Origin of the sequence: Idiomarina seosinensis (assembly GCF_003987275.1) — a bacterium.
Classification (GTDB): Bacteria; Pseudomonadota; Gammaproteobacteria; order Enterobacterales; family Alteromonadaceae; genus Idiomarina; species Idiomarina seosinensis.
In genome coordinates, this window is sequence record NZ_PIQF01000002.1 from 478,786 (window position 1) to 498,088 (window position 19,303).

Consider the following 19,303-nt stretch of genomic DNA (forward strand, 5'->3'; position numbering starts at 1 on the left):
GCCCGATGCATTAATCCCTTAAAAACCCTAATCTTTAGGATGATATTAACCGATGGAGGTTTTGATGTCTTTGTTCCGCGTCATTCCCGGTAAGTTGTTTTTTAGTCTATTGGCTGTTGCAGTATTGTTGCTTAGTCTCCCAACCAGAGCCAATAATCCATCACAACAAACTTTACTGCGCTCGACTGTTGAGCGACTCAAAACAGATGGGATGGTTATAGCCACTGACTTTAGCCAGCGCCGATGGCTATCTGCAACGCCGCGATTAAATCTCATGCATTGGCAGACTAACGCCGACAGCTTTGGCGCTAACGAGACAGAACTTGTTTTAGAGTTGGAGTTTTTAAATCCCGACCAACGCCAGCTTGGTCATCATTCCCGACAACTTATTCAACAATACCAGCAGCTTCAAAACCTTCAGTTTAAGCTGGCCGCAAGCGGTGTTTTACGTGAACTGTTCTGGAATGCCAAACAACTGAGTGCTGAACTCGCTTATGCCGAACAAGTCGTTGACCAATTAAGTCAGCTGCAGCGCCAGACCGAGTCGCTAGTAGAAGCTGGGGAGCGGCCGGTGTATGCAGGTATTATTGTTACGCAACAACAGCAAACTGCGCAGAGCCAGGTTGTGAAAAAGCAGATAGCTTTACAACAGCTCGAACGCCTGTGGCAAAAGCTAACCGGTTTTAATGCATTGCCAACGTCACTTGATGAACCTGAACTGGCAAAACATGCCATACCAACGCACCCCGAATTGCAACGTCTACAGTTGCAATGGCAATTGACGTTAAATGCAACCCAGCAGAGCATCGCCGCACAAAAAAGCTGGGGCGTTAATGCGGGGTATAAATACATTGATGCTCCCAACCAAAGCGAAAACCAATGGGGACTGGGTTTTAGCCTACCGCTTAGTTTTTCGCAGTCGCTAAATGCAAGTGAACTTGCTGCCATGCAACAGCAACAAAGCGAGTTGAACCAGTCACTAAGACAGACGCACGTGCGCCTTGAGCTCGACATCGTTGACGCACAAAGTCAGTTAGCACAACTAAAACAACAACATCAAAGTAACCGCCAAAATGCCAAGTTAACTCATCAAGCCATCGAACAGCTCGACAACCTTTACCAACAAGGTCAAATTGATACGCGCTTGTACATTGATCGTTTACTGGAGCAATTGTCCTATCAACAAGCGGCACAGCTTAGCCAAATTCGAGTTAAGCAAGCCCAGGCACTCGTTAATCAAGCAAAGGGAATTACTTTATGAAACGTCGTCCCCCTTCTAATCTAACCACTTCTATTAAGTGCATCACTAATATATTAAGTCTTGCTTTATTAGGAGTTGCAACTGCAACGAATGCTTTGGCCGCACAGTCCATTGCTGCCGAGCAAGTCAGTAACTACGAGCTACGCCCGCAAACTGCAGAAACAGCCGAAACTGTGACTTTTGCCCCCGTGACCGGACGTTATCAAACCACACCAGGTAGCGTATTAACCTTATCCAACCCCTTTGACAATGCCGCGATCGACTATGCTGTTGTTGATGGTCAGACACTGGAGCTGGGCACCCTGATTGCACAATTAAATGGCCCCTCGGTAGAGCACTTCTTCCACCGTGTTGACATGCTACAAGAGCAATACGATGTTGCCACTAAACAATATCAAAGCAAAAAGCGCTTATACGAGAATAACGCGATTGCTGCTGACGAGTGGCAGCAGTTTTTAACGCAATACATAAACCTCAGTGATACCATGCACGATATTAATGTGGTGCTACGGCGAGTCACGCAAACAGGTGAACAATCAGCACAACTTATAGCAACAGAATCCGGCATTTGGCGTACCAGCTCCAATAGCCAACAATTAGGCTCGCTACTTACACAAGAGCGACTCGCTGTGGTCGTAGAGATTCCTATGGCACAGGCCAAACGCATCACTCACTTACAAATTAACAGCCGACAATTACCAGTAAGGCAACGCGAGCAAACCGTCCGTAATGGCTTTGTTCGCGTTTGGAGTGAGTCCCCCGGACAAGTGGCATGGACAATTGACCAACGTTTTACCGTTGACCCCCAAGCGAAACTTGAAAATGCCTATCGTGTGCCTGCCAGTGCCATTGCCACACTACAAGATCAAGTCGTGGTATTTAGTATGGACAACTCGACGATTAAGGCAGTACCGGTTGAATTACTTAGCTTGCAAAACACGCATTACTTTGTGCAATCAGCAACCTCGTTAAACCGCATCGCAACCAACTCTGTGGCGGCTCTTAAAGTGATTACTGAAGAGCAGGAGGCACAGTAATGATTGGCCGTTTACTGAGCTTTTCGCTAAAAAATCGTTTATTTGTTTTTATTACCTTTTTATTGTTAATAGCCGCTGGCATTCAATCTGTTCGGCAGTTACCCGTAGACGCCTTCCCGGAGATCTCGCCGACTCAGGTTAACGTCATTTTACGCGCCCCCGGCATGGCCGCCGAACGGGTAGAAAATCAAGTCACTCACCCATTAGAAACAGAGCTACTGGGTATACCGAATCAAACCATTTTGCGCTCGACGACTAAATATGGGATTACCTCCATTACGCTGGACTTTGAAGAAGGCACAGATATTTATTGGGCGCGCCAGCAGGTTGCAGAAAAGCTCGCCGCGGTGAGTAAAGACTTGCCTACCGGTATTCAAGGCGGTATGGCTCCAATGAGCACGCCGTTGAGCGAAATGTTTATGTTCACGGTAGAAAACCCGGACATGAGCCTCACACAAAAACGCCACTTACTGGATTGGGTTATTCGGCCGGCGTTACGCACTGTCGAGGGTGTGGCTGACGTAACCAATCTAGGCGGTAAAGTTAGGACTTTTCAGTTTACCCCGTCAGTGACCAAGTTGAGCGATGCAGGGATTTCTCTACAAGCCATAAAGGAGGCCCTGGCTGATACAAATCAAGTGGGTAATCTCGGCCGTATCACGCAGGGCACCGAAACGTTCAGCGCAAGAGTGACTGGGCGTATCGTTTCGCTTGACGATCTGGCCTCAATTAACGTAGCTAATCAACAGCAACAAGTGTATCGGCTGGGCCAGCTTGGCGACGTTACGCTCAGTTATCTGCCGCGGTTTGGTGCCATTACCAAAGATGGTGAAGAAGCCGTTGAAGGCTTGGTTGTCGGCTTAAAAGGCGCCAATGCGGCTGCTGTTGTAGACGCGGTAGAGCAGAAACTAGCGCAAATACAACCGAGCCTACCGGAAAATACCAATATTAACGTTTTCTATAACCGCAAAGGCCTTATCGACAAGGCTATTAACGGCATCTCTGATGCGCTGATGCAGTCCATTGTTTTAGTTGTTGCGGTATTGGTGTTCTTCTTACGCAATGTACGCGCCTCAATTTTGGTCTCCTTATCAATTCCCGTAGCGGCGTTAATTACCTTTATTTGCCTGCAATTACTAGGATTATCCGCAAACTTAATGAGTTTAGGCGGGCTGGTGATAGCCATCGGCATGATTGTTGACTCGTCCGTTGTGATTACTGAGAAAATCGAAACCGAGTTAAACTCCCAGAAACAACTCCCCCTGCTACACAAGATTTACCGTGCAAGCCTGGCTGTTGCTCCGTCGGTGGTTAGCGGGACTGTGATCATTATTTTGGTGTTTTTACCCTTACTCACGCTGACCGGTCTAGAGGGTAAGTTGTTTTCGCCGGTGGCTTTGACCATTGTTATCGCCATTACCGCAGCGTTAATCACTTCACTAACACTTATTCCAGCGCTTGGCTCTTTGTTAATGCGTCCTAAAGAACGCCGCAATAAATCTCTTGAACGCATGCAAAGTCGCTACCAACGTATTTTATCCGGCGTTATTAAGCGCCGAAATGCCACCCTATTGGGGTTTGCCGCCGTGCTTGGTTTAAGCGTTTTTAGCTTTATCATGGTTGGTAAAATCTTTATGCCTACCATGGATGAGGGCGACATCATCGTACAACTGGAAAAGTCGCCAACCATATCGCTAAAAGAATCCGTCGCTCTCGACAGTCAGGTAGAGCGTGAACTACTCAGTAAAATCCCCGAGATAAAACAAATTGTTGCCCGCACCGGTTCAGATGAACTGGGTTTAGATCCTATGGGGCTTAACGAGACAGACGTGTTTATGGAGTTAAACCCCAAAGACAGCTGGCGCTTTGATACTAAACAGGAGCTCATTGGTGCCATTCGCGAGGTTGTATCCACCTATCCGGGCATGAATGTTAACTTCACCCAGCCCATTCAAATGCGTATTTCGGAAATGCTAACCGGCAGTAGTGGTGATGTTTCGATTAAGGTGTTTGGTGATGATATAAATAACCTAGCGATGATTACCGATAATGTCATTGAGCAAGCTGAACAGGTACAAGGCGCGGTCGATGTGCAGGCCAGTGTTATAACCGGCGCTCGCTTTTTAAGCATCGTACCAAATATGCAGCAACTTCGTTATTACGGTATTTCCAAACAAAATTTTAGCGAGTTTATTCTGTCACAACTCAGCGGTTTTCCTGTCAGTGAGGCCGTTGACGGACGTATTCGAACCCCTATCGTGATGGGCTCACAAAAGTCAGCGGGTAACTATCATTCGATTAGCAACATCGAATCGTTGCCGATTGTAACTGAAAACGGCGAAACCGTTGCTCTTCAACAACTTGCTGACATCAGTTTTGACCATGGTCCCGCCATTATCGAACGTGAAAACTCCAATCGCTATGCATTAATTACCAGCAATGTGGAAAATCGCGACGTTGTCGGCTTTGTTAACGAATTACAACAACGAGTGAATGCTAACGTGAGTCTTGAACCGGGCTACTTTATTGATTACGGCGGTGAGTTTGAAAACCAGGCACGTGCCAGTGCCAATTTACTGATGGTTATTCCGGTTGCCTTGTTATTGATCATCATCTTATTGTTTAGTTCGATGGGATCAATGGGCCTAACGACGATTGTGCTAACCAACATACCGTTTGCCTTAAGTGGCGGCGCCATTTCACTGTGGCTGAGTGGCGAATACATGTCCGTACCCGCCTCGGTCGGTTTTATTGCATTGATGGGTGTTGCCATCCTCAACGGCATCGTGATGATTAGTCACTTTGAGCAGACCCTCGTGCATTTCAGTGACTTTAATAGTCTGGTTATTGAAGGCGCAAAAGACCGCCTACGACCAGTACTCATCACTGCTATTACCGCTATTTTTGGCCTGATCCCTCTATTAATGTCCAGTGGTCCCGGTTCGGAAGTGCAAAAGCCACTGGCCGTAGTAGTTATCGGAGGGCTGATTACAGCGACTCTAGCCACCTTATTATTGCTGCCTCTTTTATACTTACTCGTCAACAGGAAGTCCGCTGATGCCAAATAAGTTAATAAAGCTCTACTTTAGCTGCGAACAAAAAGTCGATTTGGTTGATAGTCTGATCCAGCTCGATATTATCAGCGGCTTCAGCCTCTATGCTATCGATGGTTTTAGTCGTGATCATGAGCGCTTTGATATTAGCGAACAAATTAAGGGCTCGCGACGCATGATGGTGGCTGAAATCATTTGCTCTGACGATGACATAACTACAGTCCTTAAGAGTCTATCAAACCTACACTTTAGAGAGCCGATCCGTTATGTCATTCAACCAATAGAGAATACTGGACATCTTGAGGATATTTGAAACGAATAAAGAGACCGGTGGTAAGGCACTATGTCACATGAGTGACGTATAGGTTACTGTAGTGGTCAAGAAAAACTGGCCACCGCTCTATAGCTCCGATTAAATATAATATTCGCATCGCGATGCTGACAACAGGACCTCCCGGTTTTCGATATTATTATGGCATTATTTTTTGCGAAAACTCCCCAATGCAGCGGTGTAGGATGTGACTGATTAATCTTATTTCAGCGCCTTTTTCCGGATAACTAGGTTGTTGTTGTAATGTTTCAAGCATGGCTCTAGAGTGTTTTAAGCATAAGCGAGTTAGTTCACGCACCTCTTTAATCGCGAGTTTTTCTGGCATTCCGATTTCAGAAGCGAACTGCAATAAGTGTTTAATCGTGACATCGCCAAAGGTGGTGGCTCCGCCTAAGGGTTGAGATAGTTCGGCGTGCATGTGGTTGACGCCATTCTCATACACTGCTGTGCTTAACAGATCATAGTGTGGCATGAGTACGCAGTCGTTAGTGCCATATCTAAAGCTGATATTTTTAAGGTGTGCGTCGCCATTTCCAATTAGATAATTGAACACTACCCACTTAAATAAGTTAATGATGGTTTTTGCAGGCTGTCGTGAGAGCTTCGCTAGTTTTTTCAGGTTTCCCGCATGACTGGCGCGATATTTACGTTGCGCAGAAATATCGAGCACCTGACAACCATCGAGTACATGAAGGCGTTCTTGCCTGGGGTATTGGCCTATTCGATCAAAGCGTTCGATCAGGTAAACCGGCGCTGGTACGTAATCGATGCTGACGTTGGGGACGGTAAGGCCACAACTCTGAGCCAGTCTCATGCAGAAATATTCGTTTCGGACTGTGCACCAATATTGATCCGGATTTTGGTGCTCCGGTTTCAGTATATGCGTTGAGGGTGTCTGACCGATAGGCTCGTAGTATTCACCTTGGTCAATTACCAGAAGCATTTTATGCTGAGCTCCTGCAATCGACATTCGCTTATGTTGTTTGTTGTTAAGCTGTTCGTGTGGCAAATTCTTGATGCGTTCGTTAAGTTCAGCTCGCGGTAAGGACGCTAACCCGCCTTCGGGAATTTCAGCCCCAGGTGGCAGTAGTGTGAGCGCTCCGGCCGTTTCAGAGCCTACACTCTCGAGCATCGAAAATGCATCATCTTTATCGAGACTGTTGTCTCTCGCTATAAGTTCTCGAGCGCCTTCCTCGGGTAATAGGTTGTCAAAGAACCATTGTACTGGGCGCTTCGAGCCTGTATCGATGTGCGGCTCTTCTCGTAGGGTTAGACTGGGCGTTAACGGAAACTTAGCAGAGTCTCTTAGCCATTTTTCATCATACTGGAAAGACCATAACCCGTTATTCTCTCCAATAACTCCGATAAGCGTAGTGTCTATGATGACTGATAACTGGCGCTCGTCCGTCATTTTTTATCCTTGTTATCTTGATAGTGTCCTTTCAAGAGCGTCGAAAATTCGTTATCAAGTTTCGATTTTGCTTTTTCAGATCCCCAAGTTAGGTTATACCTCTCCCATGGCGGGAAGTAATCGCTAACTGCCTGTTTTGGAGGTGAATCGCTGATTAATGTTTGTCGCCACGGAGATTCCGTATTGCCCCATACCTCTTTTGCAATAAATTTAAGCATATCCTGCGATACGCTATCAGGAATATTTAAGAGTACTTCAATACCCAGTGCATTGAGCAATTCTAATACACGACCGAGTTGTACGGTGGGTTTTCCACGCTCAAACTGGCTGACAAAATTAATGCTACTGCCTGAGAACGCACCTGCAGTAGTTTGATCCATGTTTTGTGATTTCCTAACAACCTTGGAGATTGTTCCCATCATTTCTGGGGTGGTTGTTCTAATAAGCATGAACCCTCTCAATTCAGTTAATCCTGTGAAAAGCATAGTGAAAAGCTTTAAAATTAAAAAATTCACACGGTGGAGTTAATTTATCTGTTAAACACTACTTATTCTAACTAATTCATTCGATCGAATGAAAACAACAGCGTTATATTTTAAAAATAAAAAATTCATACGATAATGTTAATTTAGTTATAGAATACTGCAAAGTCAATTTTATTCACACTATCGAATGAAAAATCATGGTGTGAAAAGGAGTTGCTAAATTATGAAGGGTTCCTGAGCAGTCAGCTCTCTACGAATTCGATGGACGTATTGAGCTTACCTTCTTCGAGGAAGGTGCTGACGATAGAAGAGAGGGAGTGGGCTTAAACAAGTTGACAGATTCTCTGAACAAATTTTAGCCTAGACTGGATGTGATGAATCACGCCGGTAAATTCGGAGGCTTATTTGTTTGGGTCATACTGCCTCATCTTCTGCTAGTTGTCGACAATGGCTTTTTTCATACTCAGCAGGTGGACTATCTCACGACCGGACTCAAAAGACGCTTATTGTTGAACCATCCTACCCAACCCAGTGTTGCCAGTTCGACTTGCTCAAGCCCTCTCTAGGGAGCTTCTTTGACAATGACGCGAATATATTAAAAAATAATTGAAGATTAATGCAACTGAAAGGATGAAGAAATAATGTACCTACCGGATGGTTGGGAAGACATTTAGAAAACAAAACAGTCCGCCGTATAAATGGAGCTGACGCCAGTTTGGCGTATATGCTCTACGGCCTCCCGTTTAAATTCTGTGCTGTATTTTCTTCAATTGGTCATGAACACTCTGTATAGGCATATTATCCCTCTTTCTGAATGTGTCCATAAAATCTGGGTAGAACCCGTTATACTGAATCACACAAGCACCGACTTTCCTTATGAAGAGATAAGAGTTTTTTGACAGAAACCTGGGAGCGAGACAAGGACGAAATAACAATCCATCGCAGCGTCCGCTCTTCGCTCATTGCTGACCTTCGGCTTTGTGCCAAGAGCGGACCGTGGAATCACCAAAAGTCATTCTTGATAAATATTTTCTTTCGGAATCCTTGAACAAGAGTGACGACAACAGAAAGTATTGTTGTAATAGATACAAAGTTTTTTAAAAAGTAAAAAGTGGAGGGCTCAATCAAGCCTTTTTCATGCCGATCGAAAAGCATAAATAGCGTAATGGCGTTGACCAAGCAAACTAAAGATAGGCCAATAATCAACCGTCTTCGTTTAGCTTTTAGCTTTGTCGAGGAGATTGGATAGCTCTGGGGAGTTTCCTCGAAAGCGTCATTATCACCTTTTAGAATGTCTGACGGATTGACTTCAAAAACTGAAGCAAGGCTCTTCACTGTCTCTAGCGACGCTGTCGAAGTTTTTTCAACTCTTTGAAGAGTCCTCAGGCTAAGTCCTGCCATATCGGAAAGTTGTTGCTGAGACCACAAATTTTGTTGACGACGATTTTTTATAAATTGAGCGTTAACGTCCATTTTGAATTCTTTTATGTTGGCGTTAACGCTACTTTAACAGCTAATTTTACTTTTGAGTATTCTCTGCCCATTTTCTTGCCAAAATAGCAATTACCCACGGAGCTAATAGTTTTAATGACCCACTCATGAGCTCTTCCGACGGAGTTACTAATATACTGACAAGACCGTAAATTGATAAAAAACACGCATAAAACCAAATAGTTTTAGTCTGTGTTTCAAGTGTTTTCCGTGCCAACCAGTAGGCCACTAAAATAGCGGCAGTGAAACCAATTAATGGTTCTCCAATATCAAAAATTGTAGCGGTAGGCTGCACCGTTTTTAGCTGGCTGGGGTCGATATGTCCGAACATAAACATGACGGCAATGGAGAACAGCGCACTCGCTACTATACTGCTTGCGATGTAAGAAAGAATGCCAATTAAAAGCCATTTATAGTTAACGTGTTTCATAAAGTATTCCTAGATTGTTTTGTGAAAGCCCGATTAATTCGGGTAACTCAACAATAGTGAGGACTGCTTTAAAGGGTGACGTTAAATACCCGAAAGCGTTATGTAACCTATACGTCACTCATGCGACATCGTGCCTGTGTATGGCCTTCCCCGTAACTAACATCACCTCACCGATGAAACTGACAGGCACCCATTACTAGAAACAAACGGGTTTAGTTGAGGCTTTAGTTTTCAATAAATGCCCATAAACATCGTTGTTAAGTGGATTAAAATTTTAACTATAAGCTCCGGCTGGTGCCAGTAGCGGAAGTTAACGCTTTGCTAATTGGATGCCGCAGAGCAACGTAAGCATTGCACTGGAGGCCACTCTTTTTGTAGTCGGAACGGAATTAATTAACTTGTTAGGCATTTCTGTCACCTAAAACCGCCCACTGCTGCCAAGTACCTACAGCAAACAGGCCGCCAATAAACAAGCATATACCAGAACTAATTAACCAAAACGTCAGGCTATTTTCTGGAAACATTGGCATTAACCCAACGAAGGAAACGCCACGCAGTAAAAATATACTGGTAATGAGGATTAGCGCTAGTTTTGTCAGAGGTAAACGTTTAATTTTACATGCGCCCGACAGTCCATAAAGCGTCCAAACTAAAAGCACCAAGACGATGAAAGAGGTAACGATCGTCGGATACCAAAGTCCTTGCTCTGCCATCCGAGCCATCTGCTCACCTGCGCCAAAGAAGCGATACCAATCGCCTCCGAAAACAATACAGCCAAGATGAGCCAGTGCGGCAGCAAAACAACATATTGCCGCAGCCAGAAGATACTTATTATTAGCAGTCTGCATCTTTCCTCCCTGAACGTCCAAACTGCTATGCAATTCAACTCTGATGCCAATAATTTCTTTTAGAGATTGGCCTCGATCTCGGCCGTGCAGTAAGGACATCGGGTTGCCTTCTGCGCAATCTCGTTTGTGCAGTATGGGCACGGACGTGTTATGGAATCAGGTGTATCGCCTTTTTCTTTTTCACGTCGCAGGCGATTGATAAACTTTACGATAAAAAAGATAACCCATACTACCAGCAGAAGTGCGACCAGCTCATTTAAAAAACTACCGTAATTGACCGTCGGCGCGCCGGCAGCCTGTGCCGCCTGCAAACTATTATACTTTTGAAAACCAAGATTGACATATAAACTCGCGAAATCGGTACGGCCGATAAGCCAGCCGATCGGCGGCATGATCACGTCCTTGACCAGCGAGGAAACAACACTGTTAAACGCTGCGCCGATACTGATACCAACCGCAAACTCAATCAAGCTTCCCTTGACCGCAAACTCCCTAAATTCTTTCAATATTCCGATCATACCGTTCCTTTTCAAGTTGCTGTTGCAATTCAAATGCCGTGTTCAGCCGCGTGATCTCCGCCGGCAGGGGGAACGAGGTCGGGAATGGAGTCAGGTCTTGCTAATACAATCAAGATTCTTCCTTTGCATAACATCTATGGACGCTCCCAATTGAATAGTTGCGAGCTTTTAAGTTGCTGATTAAGCGACCATAGCTACCTTTTAAATGGTCTGAGTTAGTAAAGTAATTTGAGCATGCTCAATTAGAGTCTGATGGGCGCACAATATTTAACTTTCATTTTTCATTATGTCATTGACAGTAAACGACTTAAATACACAACACAATAACAAAACGCGCACTATTGCTGAGGTAATTGTGCCGTGCTTGGTTGGCGCCATCCAGACTTATTAATAACAGCGAGGCGAGTTACTCGTTGAATTAGGCAAAAAGCCCGATGGTCCGCTCTTCGCTCGTAGCAGACGTCACTATTAAAATTACAGTCATACTCCCATGGCTTTGGAATAATGATAAAATGGATAGTATTTAATATATAGAACTCAAGGGAGAACTTAAGATGCGAGATGAAGAGTTAGAAGGCATCCTAAGCTTTCTTCGGGCAACCGAGGAGCTGAAAAATGCGCTTCGTTCGTCAAGAACATCTAATGGTAGGCATGAAAGTACGGCTGAGCACACCTGGCGCTTGTGCCTGATAGTCTTACTGTTTGAAAAGGAATATCCCGAGCTAAACATTCTAAAACTTTTGAAAATATGCGTTATTCACGATTTAGGCGAGGCGATAAGCGGTGATATAGCAGCAGTCGATCAAGTTGAAGGAGTAGATAAGGGAGCTAACGAACGAAGAGATCTTCAAGTACTTATTCAGCCACTGCCGGAACGTCTTCGCTTAGAAATCCTCGAACTGTGGGATGAGTATGAGAATGCCTCATCCGAGGAGGCTAAACTGGCTAAGGCCTTTGATAAGATCGAGACGATTTTGCAACATACGCAGGGTAAAAATCCAGAAGACTTTAATTATAAATTCAACCTTACGTATGGCAAAAAGTACACCGATTACGATGCACTTACGTTAGCAATAAGGGCGTTAATTGATAAAGATACGAAAGCATTGGCAGACGGCAATATTACAATGTAATAGTAACTGCTTAGCGGCTGCTATGAGCGATGAGCGGACGTTGGACTTTCTGACCTTACAAGGTAATCTAGCTAGCAAGGAAGCTGACCTTGCATGGTTGGTATAATACGCTGTTAGACTTCTATGCCCCGACGAAAGAAGAAATAATTCATGACATCACGTAAAGCAATATCAACTGAAATCAAACTGCGGTTATTTTCTGATTCAGCAGGTTATTGTCAAAACCCTGATTGTCTTCAACCACTCTACCCAGCAGAAATGGGCGGAGACAAACATATTGCAGAAATGGCTCATGTAATACCTCATGGCGAAAAAGGGCCTCGTCATGAGGAGCGCCCAATGGAAGGATTTGAAGCAGACTCATTTGAAAACCTCATCTTGCTGTGCCCAACATGTCATACCGTCATCGACAAGGCACCAGATGGTTATAGTAGAAGTACACTACTAGATTGGAAGAATAAACACTTAGTAGCATTGGCTTACAGCCAAGGAATCCAGACTTACGAAGATCGTAGTCAAGCTAGAGAGGCTGTGGCTACAGCTATGGCTGAAAACAACGCTATATGGAAAGAGTATGCTCCAGTAGACGGTTCTAGTTTCGATTACAATCCAGAATCTGAAGCAGCAAAGACGTGGGAAAATAGAATGCGAGGAGTTATCCTTCCAAACCATTTTCGCATCGAAGCAATTATCAAGAAAAATCAATGTCACATGAATGGTAATGAACAAGAAGTTTTTGCTCGATATCAGGAGCATGTTAGGGGGTTATCAGCACGACATATTTGTGGTGTCGCTGGAGAAGCAATCCGCTACCCAGAAGCTATGGATGGGATTTTCACATGATGTGGCAAATTAGATTTGCTCTCGAGTATCTTCAAAAGAACGTCAAATTAAATTTGGCAGAACATATCCGCGGTGATGCTATTAAAGTAGAACTTCATGATGGTGCTGAAGTAATTGCGATTATCTCTGCTTCATACAAAATCACACGAGAGTTAGTAGCTCAATACCATGCCGATTTTCCAAGCATGAGCTTTCTTTGCGGCTATAGAAAGGAATGCATATGGGAAGGTGGGGCCATAACTTATGCACAAGAAAACCAAATTGGATGGGGTAACGCTGGCTCACTGAGTGATGCCGTTGAATCTGGTGACTTCATGAACGCTGAGCATAAGCTCTACTTTTTCTCATACAGGCTGATAAGGCAAATGAGCTCAATCACTAACTTGGATAGAGAATACGACCGAGTGTTTACCATGTCGCTAAGAAATGGTAAATCCTACCGTGTTGGCATGATTATGGAGTACGAGCCTACAGCAGATGCTATTCGAACTTTTTGGGATCAATTTGGCTCAATTGATGTTGCCTGGAATATAAATCCCAATGGCAGCCCAACTCAACAAGCAATTAATGCAGGGCAGGAGCTTGGGTGTAAAGTAGTAAAATGGGAAGAGTTAAAACAATTGATGCGAAACCGTTAGCGAATGAAAGCGCCTGAAGTAGCAAAACACATATTGATGTCTTGCCCATCTTTATCTGAGTTTCAGGCTTACATGTTTGGGTCATCTCTTATTGGTGTCGGTAGGGACTTTGATATTCTCATAATTGGGCCCTCAGGGAGTGCCTTATCTCAGCTCAAGTTAGAAATAAGAGCTGCGGGAAGCATGTTACCTTTAGATGTTTTATATATGCTTCCTGAGGAAGCTGAAGAAACCAACTTTTTAGAAAGAAAAAAATGCATATCATTTGAGAAGCTATGCAGACTCAATAATAAGACATGAAAACGATCTTCACTAGTGTCGAGTAAAAGCAAAAACAGAGTTTATTACATTGAATTAGTTCGCAATTCTAACAAGCGCAAACGGTCGGAAAAATCAATCGCTGCGCTCCCAATTTCCCGCTGTTGCGGGCGTTACTGAATGTCCGCTGTTGGCACTAAGCGGACAAATACGATTGGTGGCTCTCTTCTTTTTTAGACTAAAACTTGGCCCAATTTCTGCCGATAGCGTTTTTAGGGTAAAGGTCAAAATAACCCGGTTCGAAAATTCAATTAAAATTTTTTGTCACGGATTTGTCACGCATGTGTCACGGACTGTTTTTTGAGGAATTTGAGCGGTTTTGAGCAAAGGTCATTAGCGTTTTGAGGGTGACTTCAACTCAACATCAGGAAAACAATAGAAATCGTAAGGGAAAGTGTGCTGAAAGCCTTTAATGGCGCGCCCGGCAGGATTCGAACCTGCGGCCTCTGCCTCCGGAGGGCAGCGCTCTATCCAGCTGAGCTACGGGCGCATTTACTAATTTTTGACCTTTACTTTCGAACCCATTTTGCCGTCCGACCTTTACCTCCGGAGGGCAGCGCTCTATCCAGCTGAGCTACGGGTGCACATGCTTTGGGAAAGCGAGGGCATTATAGGGATACTGACCCCACCTGTCCAGCGTTTGCGGCAACTTGAATTGGTCGCAGTTTTTTCTGGATTGACCTTAAACTTTTGCCCTTCTGTCTCTCATCCCTTTATAGTAAGCAGCATTAATTCAAAAAAGGAAGTATTATGTCTATAAAACAACTCATTAGCGCCGTTGCTGTGTCATCAGCGCTCGCTTATCCTGCTGTGGCCAGTGATTACTTAGATACCAGCACGGTCTTTTCGGACCAGGATAAAACCGCCGAGATGCGTGTTATTTTTGTCCCGGAAGACTCAGCAATTTCTAGCCCTGAATGGTCAGCTGACGCACGAAAAGCTGTAGCCCGAGCGGCTTCAATCGAAGAGTTCGACGGTAAGGCAGATCAGTTAACTTCGATTATTGCCCCCGAAGGAACAAAGGCAAACCATTTGTTGCTGGCGGGCGTTGGTAACCCAGCAGAGCTTTCTCGTTTCGAGGCAGAAAAGATAGGGGCCGCTATTGCTGCTGCTTTAAAGCCTGAGCTTGATGAGGTGGTTTTTGATGCCCGCTTAATGTCTAACCCGGGTATTGCCGCTGAGGTTGCCGCTAATGTCGCCCACGGTATCGATTTAAGGAATTACCGCTTTGATCGTTATCAATCAGAGCCAAAAGCACGCCCTGCAACACAATACCACTGGCTGGTGAAAAGTCCTAAGAGTGCCGAAAAGCAATACGCGATAACCCGAGGCATTGCCGAAGGTGTGTTCGTCGCTCGTGACATAACAGCCCTTCCCGGCAGCGACGGTTATCCAGAAGCCATTGTTAAACTCGCTCAGGCAGCAATGAAAGATTTAGACATAGACGTAACTGTCGTGACACCCGCCCAGGTAAAAGAAATGGGCATGGGACTTTTAACCAGCGTTAGCCAGGGTAGCCAACATGGTTCGTATTTGCTGGTCGCACACTACAAAGGCTCTGATGAAACCCCTATTGCTTTGGTCGGCAAGGGTAATACCTTTGATACCGGCGGCTATAACCTAAAAACCAGCTCATCATCAATTCTACGCATGCAAACCGATAAAGCGGGCGCAGGCGCAGTCATTGGCTCAGTTATGGCTCTGGCTGCACAAAAAGCACCGGTTAACGTTGTTGCTGTTGCTCCACTGTCACATAACTTAATTTCTGGCAGTGCCACTCTTCCCGGCGACGTGGTTAAGGCCGGTGACGGTACTTTGGTTGAAATTGCCAACACCGACGCCGAGGGGCGCTTAATCCTTGGCGACGGAAACTGGTACGCAAATGATAAATTTGCACCTCGTGCCATCGCTAATATTGCAACACTGACGGGCTCTAAAGTGGGTGCTTTAGGAACTGGTTATGCCGCTATGTTCGCATCCGATAATGAACTGCGCACTACAATTAAAGAAGCCGGTAATATCACCGGTGAAAAAGTCTGGGAATTGCCGTTAGAAGGCTACCCTGGGATCATCGACAGTCCATTAGCCGATATTCGCAATATTGGCTCACCCGGGACTCAGGCAGGTGCAGCGTTCCTGAAACACTTTGCCGGTGATACGCCGTGGGTTCATATTGATATGGCTGCCGATGCCATGGTTAGCAGCCCGACAGGCATTCACCCGGCCGGGCCGACAGGCTTTGGTGTACGCTTATTAACTGAGTGGGTACTGCAACTCGATCAATAAAGTACCATTTGCGCGCGGTTTACTGATAAGCCGCGCGTATTTCCTCTAACTTACGATCAATTTCCTGCTTGGCCAGCCATTCTCCACGAGCCATCACGCCCTGTATCGTTTTTAAAGCATCAGCCGATTGCAGTGGATTGTTTTTAAGCACCATAAAGTCCGCCCGCTGACCTTTACTAATTTGTCCAAACTGGTCGTTATCCTCAAAATAGTTGCCCGCGGCTGCGGTCGCATAGTAATAGATATCCGCTAGCGGAATTCCGGCTTCCCGCATTTTGCGTATCTCGTGGTGGATTGAAAAGCCGGGCACGCTGAACAGCTGCGGCGCATCGGTGCCAAAAATTATCTTCGCGCCAGCATCGTGCAGCGCTTTTAATAACTGCTGCCGGTTGTCCTGCTGAACTATGGCGTTATCTTGGTTAAAGTATCCCATGCTCGGCTGCTGGTAATAGTTTACCCAGCCATCACGCACCGATTCCGGCACCAAATCCAGCTCCGGGTATTTTGCTAGCGACTCCGGATCTTCCGCGCCAATTAAGGTCGACCATAAGGCCTGGGTAGGTACCACTCCCACGTCATACTCTAGCGTTAAGTCGACTAATTCTTGCAACTCTTGTTCTGTAATTGGCCGGTCTATCGCATCAACGTACTCCAGGTAACCGTCCATGTGGTCGATCGTTCGCTGACCCTCTTGTAAGGCCACCTCTAAGCCAACATCCTTAGGCACATGACCGGCAAAATCCATATTATGCTCTCGCGCCGTTTCGGCTAACGCCCGGTATTCTTGCAGCGTTAATCCCGGATGAATCTTCAGCAAATCCCAGCCTTGTTGGCGCTGTTCAATAACACGGCTTGTTGCCTGCTCCACTGATTCAACCGTATTACCATTAAAACTGGGGCCGGCTAAGTAGAGGGTTGGCCCGGTTCTCTCTCCCGCCTCAATATCGCGTTTTAGTTGCAGTTGATGCGGGTAGCCCAACATTCCTCTGACCGTTGTCACGCCGTTAGCCAGGTACAAAAACAGCATGTCGTCCGCATAGCGCTTCGGAAGCTGACCAAAGTCGGTCGCCGGCGGCACATGACCGTGCATTTCTGTAAAGCCGGCCAGTACGTAGCCATCATTTGCGTCCACCAGGCGCACAGATTCTGGTAAATTTTCAGCTAACGCCATTGGTACTACCTGGCTAATTTCGTCGTCTTTAATTAACACGGCACGTTGACTGAGCAACTGCCCCTCGCGGCCATTAAAAGTGACAATATTGGCATTAATCACCGCCATGTCGGCATCAACATCTGTTGTTGTCGAAGTTTGGGCTTGCTGACATGCACTAACTAGTGCGGCCATTAAAAAAATGAATAAACCACGTCCCGGACTCATTAATAACCCCTCTCACTGTCCTAATTAACAGACTAACCAATACGTTCAGTGTCGGCGACAAGGGTCAGTTTCGCAACTAAGCTTTTCAACTTTATTCAGCACTGGAGATATAAAATGAAGCGGTTCTTAATAGGTCTGGTCATGGCGCTGAGTTGTTATTCAGCCGTGGCCAGCGAGCAATACCTTATCAATGAAAATGACGTGCAGCGGTTCTTTAAGACCATAGCCGCTTTTAAAGCCTACGGCGAGAATATTAAATCGTCCGAAACAGAAGACCAGTGGGAATACGACGAATACGACGAATACGACGAATACGATGAGTACGAGGCTGAAGAATATGCTGAAAAATATAATGAGGAACAGTTCCGTGACGACTTCTTTAATTTAATGTCGGTGGAGGGTTTTGAGCAGGGCTTTTTAAACAGTTTCGACGAAGACGACAATCATATAGCGTTAGAGATTGCACAAGACCATGGTTATTCAGATTTAGAAACTCTGGCCTTGCACTACGGGATTATAATGGTCGCAAGCAGTCAGTTATCGTATAAAAAGCAAATTGAAAAAGACCCAACTGCTGCTGCGTTCATAGGTATGTTTATTGGCCCTTTGCTCGACCAAACGTTTCCAGAAAAAACACTGGCAGCAGTTAGTTCGCACCTTGAGGAGCTGGAACAACTAACCTTTGACGACCCGAGGGACTCGGACACTGGTTCCCGTTAGCAGGTGCCAGGAAATGGTGTCCGCGCAGCGAGCAACTTCGCGGACATCGATGTTTTCGCCCCAAAGCTCAACATCATCCCCCATCGCAACGTCATCAATATGAGTGATATCAATGGTGATCATATCCATCGAAACTCGCCCCACCAGTGAGGCTCTCTGACCGTTAACAAAGGTTGGCGTGCCATTCATACATTGCCTTGGGTAACCGTCCGCATAACCGATTGCCACTGTAGCTATGCGGGTATCGGCGGCGGCTGTCCACTGGCTGCCATAGCCGACCGAATCACCTTTTTTCAGATCATGTATAGCGATAATCGGCGCTTTTAGCGACATTACAGGAATTAATTCCTTCTGAATTTCAGTCAACTCCGAAGGATTTACGCCATACATTAACAACCCGCTGCGGACCCAGTCCTTAGACTCTGGCTCACCACGCAGCTGCGGATTTAACAACGCAGCAGAATTGTGCAACGAACGACGGTGCTCAGGATAAGTCCGCTTGATGGCTTCGTATTGCTGCCGCTGAAAGTGGTTAAGTGGTAACCCTGTGTCAGCATTCGCTAAATGCGACATTAACGTCACACTGGCCACATTCGATGAAGCTTCCAGCCGTTTCACAAATAAGTCTGCTTGATCGGTCGCAATGCCTAACCGATGCATACCGGTATCAATTTTCAGCCAAATATCCAGCGGCTGCTTTAACGATGCCTGCTCTAGTAGCTCTAACTGCTGCAGACAGTGCACCACCGTACTGAAGTTTTTATCAACACATAACTTTAGTTCTTCCGCAGTCTGGCAGCCTTCCAGAATGAGTACTGAGTGCTTCGACGCAGGGCAAGCAGCCCGAAGCGCTAACGCCTCGTCGGTAAATCCAACTGCAAATGCGTCAACCTCGTGCTCAAGTGCATCACAGACGGGCTTTATGCCATGACCATAACCATCAGCTTTAACCACGCCCAGTATTGACGCGGAGCCACTGGCGGCTCGAACCCAACGAAGGTTATGTTTTAAAGCGGCTGTATTTATCTCAGCGCGTGTTTTGCGATAATTCATGGGCGGTTTGTTATTACTCATGTTAGCAGCGAGTTTATCCTATTTTTCCTCGAGTTTAACGGAAGTCTT

General features: G+C 45.6%; 18 protein-coding genes and 1 tRNA gene. 10 read left to right on the forward strand and 9 right to left on the reverse strand.

Going from position 1 to position 19,303, the window contains the following annotated elements:
- Positions 1 to 64 precede the first annotated feature (64 nt).
- The 4 genes from CWI81_RS08615 to CWI81_RS08630 are packed head-to-tail and all read left to right on the forward strand — an operon-like array spanning position 65 to position 5,664.
- Positions 65 to 1,261, forward strand: a complete 1,197-nt coding sequence (locus CWI81_RS08615; protein WP_126784895.1) for a TolC family protein — start codon at positions 65 to 67, stop codon at positions 1,259 to 1,261.
- Positions 1,258 to 2,298 (forward strand): efflux RND transporter periplasmic adaptor subunit, encoded by a 1,041-nt coding sequence (locus tag CWI81_RS08620; RefSeq protein WP_126784896.1) that lies wholly within the window; start codon positions 1,258 to 1,260, stop codon positions 2,296 to 2,298. Before CWI81_RS08615 ends, CWI81_RS08620 begins: the two co-directional genes overlap by 4 nt.
- Positions 2,298 to 5,366 carry an efflux RND transporter permease subunit gene (locus CWI81_RS08625; protein ID WP_126784897.1) on the forward strand — a complete coding sequence of 1,023 codons (3,069 nt, stop codon included), beginning with the start codon at positions 2,298 to 2,300 and terminating at the stop codon, positions 5,364 to 5,366. Before CWI81_RS08620 ends, CWI81_RS08625 begins: the two co-directional genes overlap by 1 nt.
- Complete coding sequence (locus CWI81_RS08630) at positions 5,356 to 5,664, forward strand: DUF3240 family protein (protein WP_126784898.1); 309 nt, start codon at positions 5,356 to 5,358, stop codon at positions 5,662 to 5,664. Before CWI81_RS08625 ends, CWI81_RS08630 begins: the two co-directional genes overlap by 11 nt.
- A 157-nt stretch (positions 5,665 to 5,821) precedes the next feature.
- Here CWI81_RS08630 and CWI81_RS08635 read toward each other — a convergent pair whose 3' ends face one another.
- From CWI81_RS08635 to mscL, 6 genes are all read right to left on the reverse strand, one after another.
- Positions 5,822 to 7,093 (reverse strand): HipA domain-containing protein, encoded by a 1,272-nt coding sequence (locus tag CWI81_RS08635; protein WP_126784899.1) that lies wholly within the window; start codon positions 7,091 to 7,093, stop codon positions 5,822 to 5,824.
- A complete protein-coding gene (locus CWI81_RS12785; protein WP_198678660.1) occupies positions 7,090 to 7,542 on the reverse strand; it encodes a helix-turn-helix domain-containing protein in 453 nt (150 codons plus the stop codon). Before CWI81_RS12785 ends, CWI81_RS08635 begins: the two co-directional genes overlap by 4 nt.
- A gap of 1,038 nt (positions 7,543 to 8,580) precedes the next feature.
- The gene (locus CWI81_RS08645; RefSeq protein ID WP_126784900.1) at positions 8,581 to 9,051 is read right to left on the reverse strand and encodes a helix-turn-helix domain-containing protein; all 471 of its coding nucleotides are present in this window, start codon (positions 9,049 to 9,051) and stop codon (positions 8,581 to 8,583) included.
- Between the two features lie 46 nt (positions 9,052 to 9,097).
- On the reverse strand, positions 9,098 to 9,499 hold the full coding sequence (locus tag CWI81_RS08650) for a hypothetical protein (RefSeq protein ID WP_126784901.1): 402 nt from the start codon (positions 9,497 to 9,499) through the stop codon (positions 9,098 to 9,100).
- A 401-nt stretch (positions 9,500 to 9,900) separates the two neighbouring features.
- Entirely contained in the window at positions 9,901 to 10,347 is a 447-nt protein-coding gene (locus CWI81_RS08655; RefSeq protein WP_126784902.1) for a hypothetical protein, read from the reverse strand.
- Positions 10,348 to 10,406: 59 nt separating this feature from the next.
- Positions 10,407 to 10,865, reverse strand: a complete 459-nt coding sequence (gene mscL, locus CWI81_RS08660; protein WP_198678661.1) for a large conductance mechanosensitive channel protein MscL — start codon at positions 10,863 to 10,865, stop codon at positions 10,407 to 10,409.
- 554 nt (positions 10,866 to 11,419) lie between these two features.
- Between mscL and CWI81_RS08665 the strand changes: the two genes are divergently transcribed.
- The 4 genes from CWI81_RS08665 to CWI81_RS08680 all read left to right on the forward strand — a co-directional run bounded on the left by CWI81_RS08665 (position 11,420) and on the right by CWI81_RS08680 (position 13,779).
- A complete protein-coding gene (locus tag CWI81_RS08665; protein WP_126784903.1) occupies positions 11,420 to 11,998 on the forward strand; it encodes an HD domain-containing protein in 579 nt (192 codons plus the stop codon).
- A gap of 150 nt (positions 11,999 to 12,148) precedes the next feature.
- Entirely contained in the window at positions 12,149 to 12,841 is a 693-nt protein-coding gene (locus CWI81_RS08670) for an HNH endonuclease (protein WP_198678662.1), read from the forward strand.
- A complete protein-coding gene (locus tag CWI81_RS12790) occupies positions 12,838 to 13,479 on the forward strand; it encodes a hypothetical protein (RefSeq protein ID WP_198678663.1) in 642 nt (213 codons plus the stop codon). The genes CWI81_RS08670 and CWI81_RS12790 overlap by 4 nt, the downstream gene beginning before the upstream one ends.
- A 3-nt stretch (positions 13,480 to 13,482) precedes the next feature.
- Positions 13,483 to 13,779, forward strand: a complete 297-nt coding sequence (locus CWI81_RS08680; RefSeq protein ID WP_198678664.1) for a hypothetical protein — start codon at positions 13,483 to 13,485, stop codon at positions 13,777 to 13,779.
- Positions 13,780 to 14,210: 431 nt separating this feature from the next.
- Here the strand turns inward: CWI81_RS08680 and CWI81_RS08685 are convergent.
- Positions 14,211 to 14,287, reverse strand: a tRNA-Arg gene (locus tag CWI81_RS08685).
- Positions 14,288 to 14,547: 260 nt separating this feature from the next.
- On the opposite strand from CWI81_RS08685, the gene CWI81_RS08690 reads away from it, so the two are divergent.
- Complete coding sequence (locus CWI81_RS08690) at positions 14,548 to 16,083, forward strand: leucyl aminopeptidase family protein (protein ID WP_126784904.1); 1,536 nt, start codon at positions 14,548 to 14,550, stop codon at positions 16,081 to 16,083.
- 19 nt (positions 16,084 to 16,102) lie between these two features.
- On the opposite strand, the gene CWI81_RS08695 is transcribed toward CWI81_RS08690, so the two are convergent.
- Positions 16,103 to 17,461, reverse strand: a complete 1,359-nt coding sequence (locus CWI81_RS08695; protein ID WP_126784905.1) for an amidohydrolase family protein — start codon at positions 17,459 to 17,461, stop codon at positions 16,103 to 16,105.
- Between the two features lie 114 nt (positions 17,462 to 17,575).
- Between CWI81_RS08695 and CWI81_RS08700 the strand changes: the two genes are divergently transcribed.
- On the forward strand, positions 17,576 to 18,181 hold the full coding sequence (locus CWI81_RS08700; protein WP_126784906.1) for a hypothetical protein: 606 nt from the start codon (positions 17,576 to 17,578) through the stop codon (positions 18,179 to 18,181).
- Here CWI81_RS08700 and alr read toward each other — a convergent pair.
- Complete coding sequence (alr, locus tag CWI81_RS08705) at positions 18,137 to 19,255, reverse strand: alanine racemase (RefSeq protein WP_241970403.1); 1,119 nt, start codon at positions 19,253 to 19,255, stop codon at positions 18,137 to 18,139. The genes CWI81_RS08700 and alr overlap by 45 nt on opposite strands.
- Between the last annotated feature and the right edge of the window lie 48 nt (positions 19,256 to 19,303).

Coding starts and splice junctions, on each gene's coding strand:
- CWI81_RS08615 (WP_126784895.1), top strand. CDS start 65: ATGTCTTTGTTCCGCGTCATTCCCGGTAAGTTGTTTTTTAGTCTATTG.
- CWI81_RS08620 (WP_126784896.1), top strand. CDS start 1,258: ATGAAACGTCGTCCCCCTTCTAATCTAACCACTTCTATTAAGTGCATC.
- CWI81_RS08625 (WP_126784897.1), top strand. CDS start 2,298: ATGATTGGCCGTTTACTGAGCTTTTCGCTAAAAAATCGTTTATTTGTT.
- CWI81_RS08630 (WP_126784898.1), top strand. CDS start 5,356: ATGCCAAATAAGTTAATAAAGCTCTACTTTAGCTGCGAACAAAAAGTC.
- CWI81_RS08635 (WP_126784899.1), bottom strand. CDS start 7,093: ATGACGGACGAGCGCCAGTTATCAGTCATCATAGACACTACGCTTATC.
- CWI81_RS12785 (WP_198678660.1), bottom strand. CDS start 7,542: ATGCTTATTAGAACAACCACCCCAGAAATGATGGGAACAATCTCCAAG.
- CWI81_RS08645 (WP_126784900.1), bottom strand. CDS start 9,051: ATGGACGTTAACGCTCAATTTATAAAAAATCGTCGTCAACAAAATTTG.
- CWI81_RS08650 (WP_126784901.1), bottom strand. CDS start 9,499: ATGAAACACGTTAACTATAAATGGCTTTTAATTGGCATTCTTTCTTAC.
- CWI81_RS08655 (WP_126784902.1), bottom strand. CDS start 10,347: ATGCAGACTGCTAATAATAAGTATCTTCTGGCTGCGGCAATATGTTGT.
- mscL (WP_198678661.1), bottom strand. CDS start 10,865: ATGATCGGAATATTGAAAGAATTTAGGGAGTTTGCGGTCAAGGGAAGC.
- CWI81_RS08665 (WP_126784903.1), top strand. CDS start 11,420: ATGCGAGATGAAGAGTTAGAAGGCATCCTAAGCTTTCTTCGGGCAACC.
- CWI81_RS08670 (WP_198678662.1), top strand. CDS start 12,149: ATGACATCACGTAAAGCAATATCAACTGAAATCAAACTGCGGTTATTT.
- CWI81_RS12790 (WP_198678663.1), top strand. CDS start 12,838: ATGATGTGGCAAATTAGATTTGCTCTCGAGTATCTTCAAAAGAACGTC.
- CWI81_RS08680 (WP_198678664.1), top strand. CDS start 13,483: ATGAAAGCGCCTGAAGTAGCAAAACACATATTGATGTCTTGCCCATCT.
- CWI81_RS08690 (WP_126784904.1), top strand. CDS start 14,548: ATGTCTATAAAACAACTCATTAGCGCCGTTGCTGTGTCATCAGCGCTC.
- CWI81_RS08695 (WP_126784905.1), bottom strand. CDS start 17,461: ATGAGTCCGGGACGTGGTTTATTCATTTTTTTAATGGCCGCACTAGTT.
- CWI81_RS08700 (WP_126784906.1), top strand. CDS start 17,576: ATGAAGCGGTTCTTAATAGGTCTGGTCATGGCGCTGAGTTGTTATTCA.
- alr (WP_241970403.1), bottom strand. CDS start 19,255: ATGAGTAATAACAAACCGCCCATGAATTATCGCAAAACACGCGCTGAG.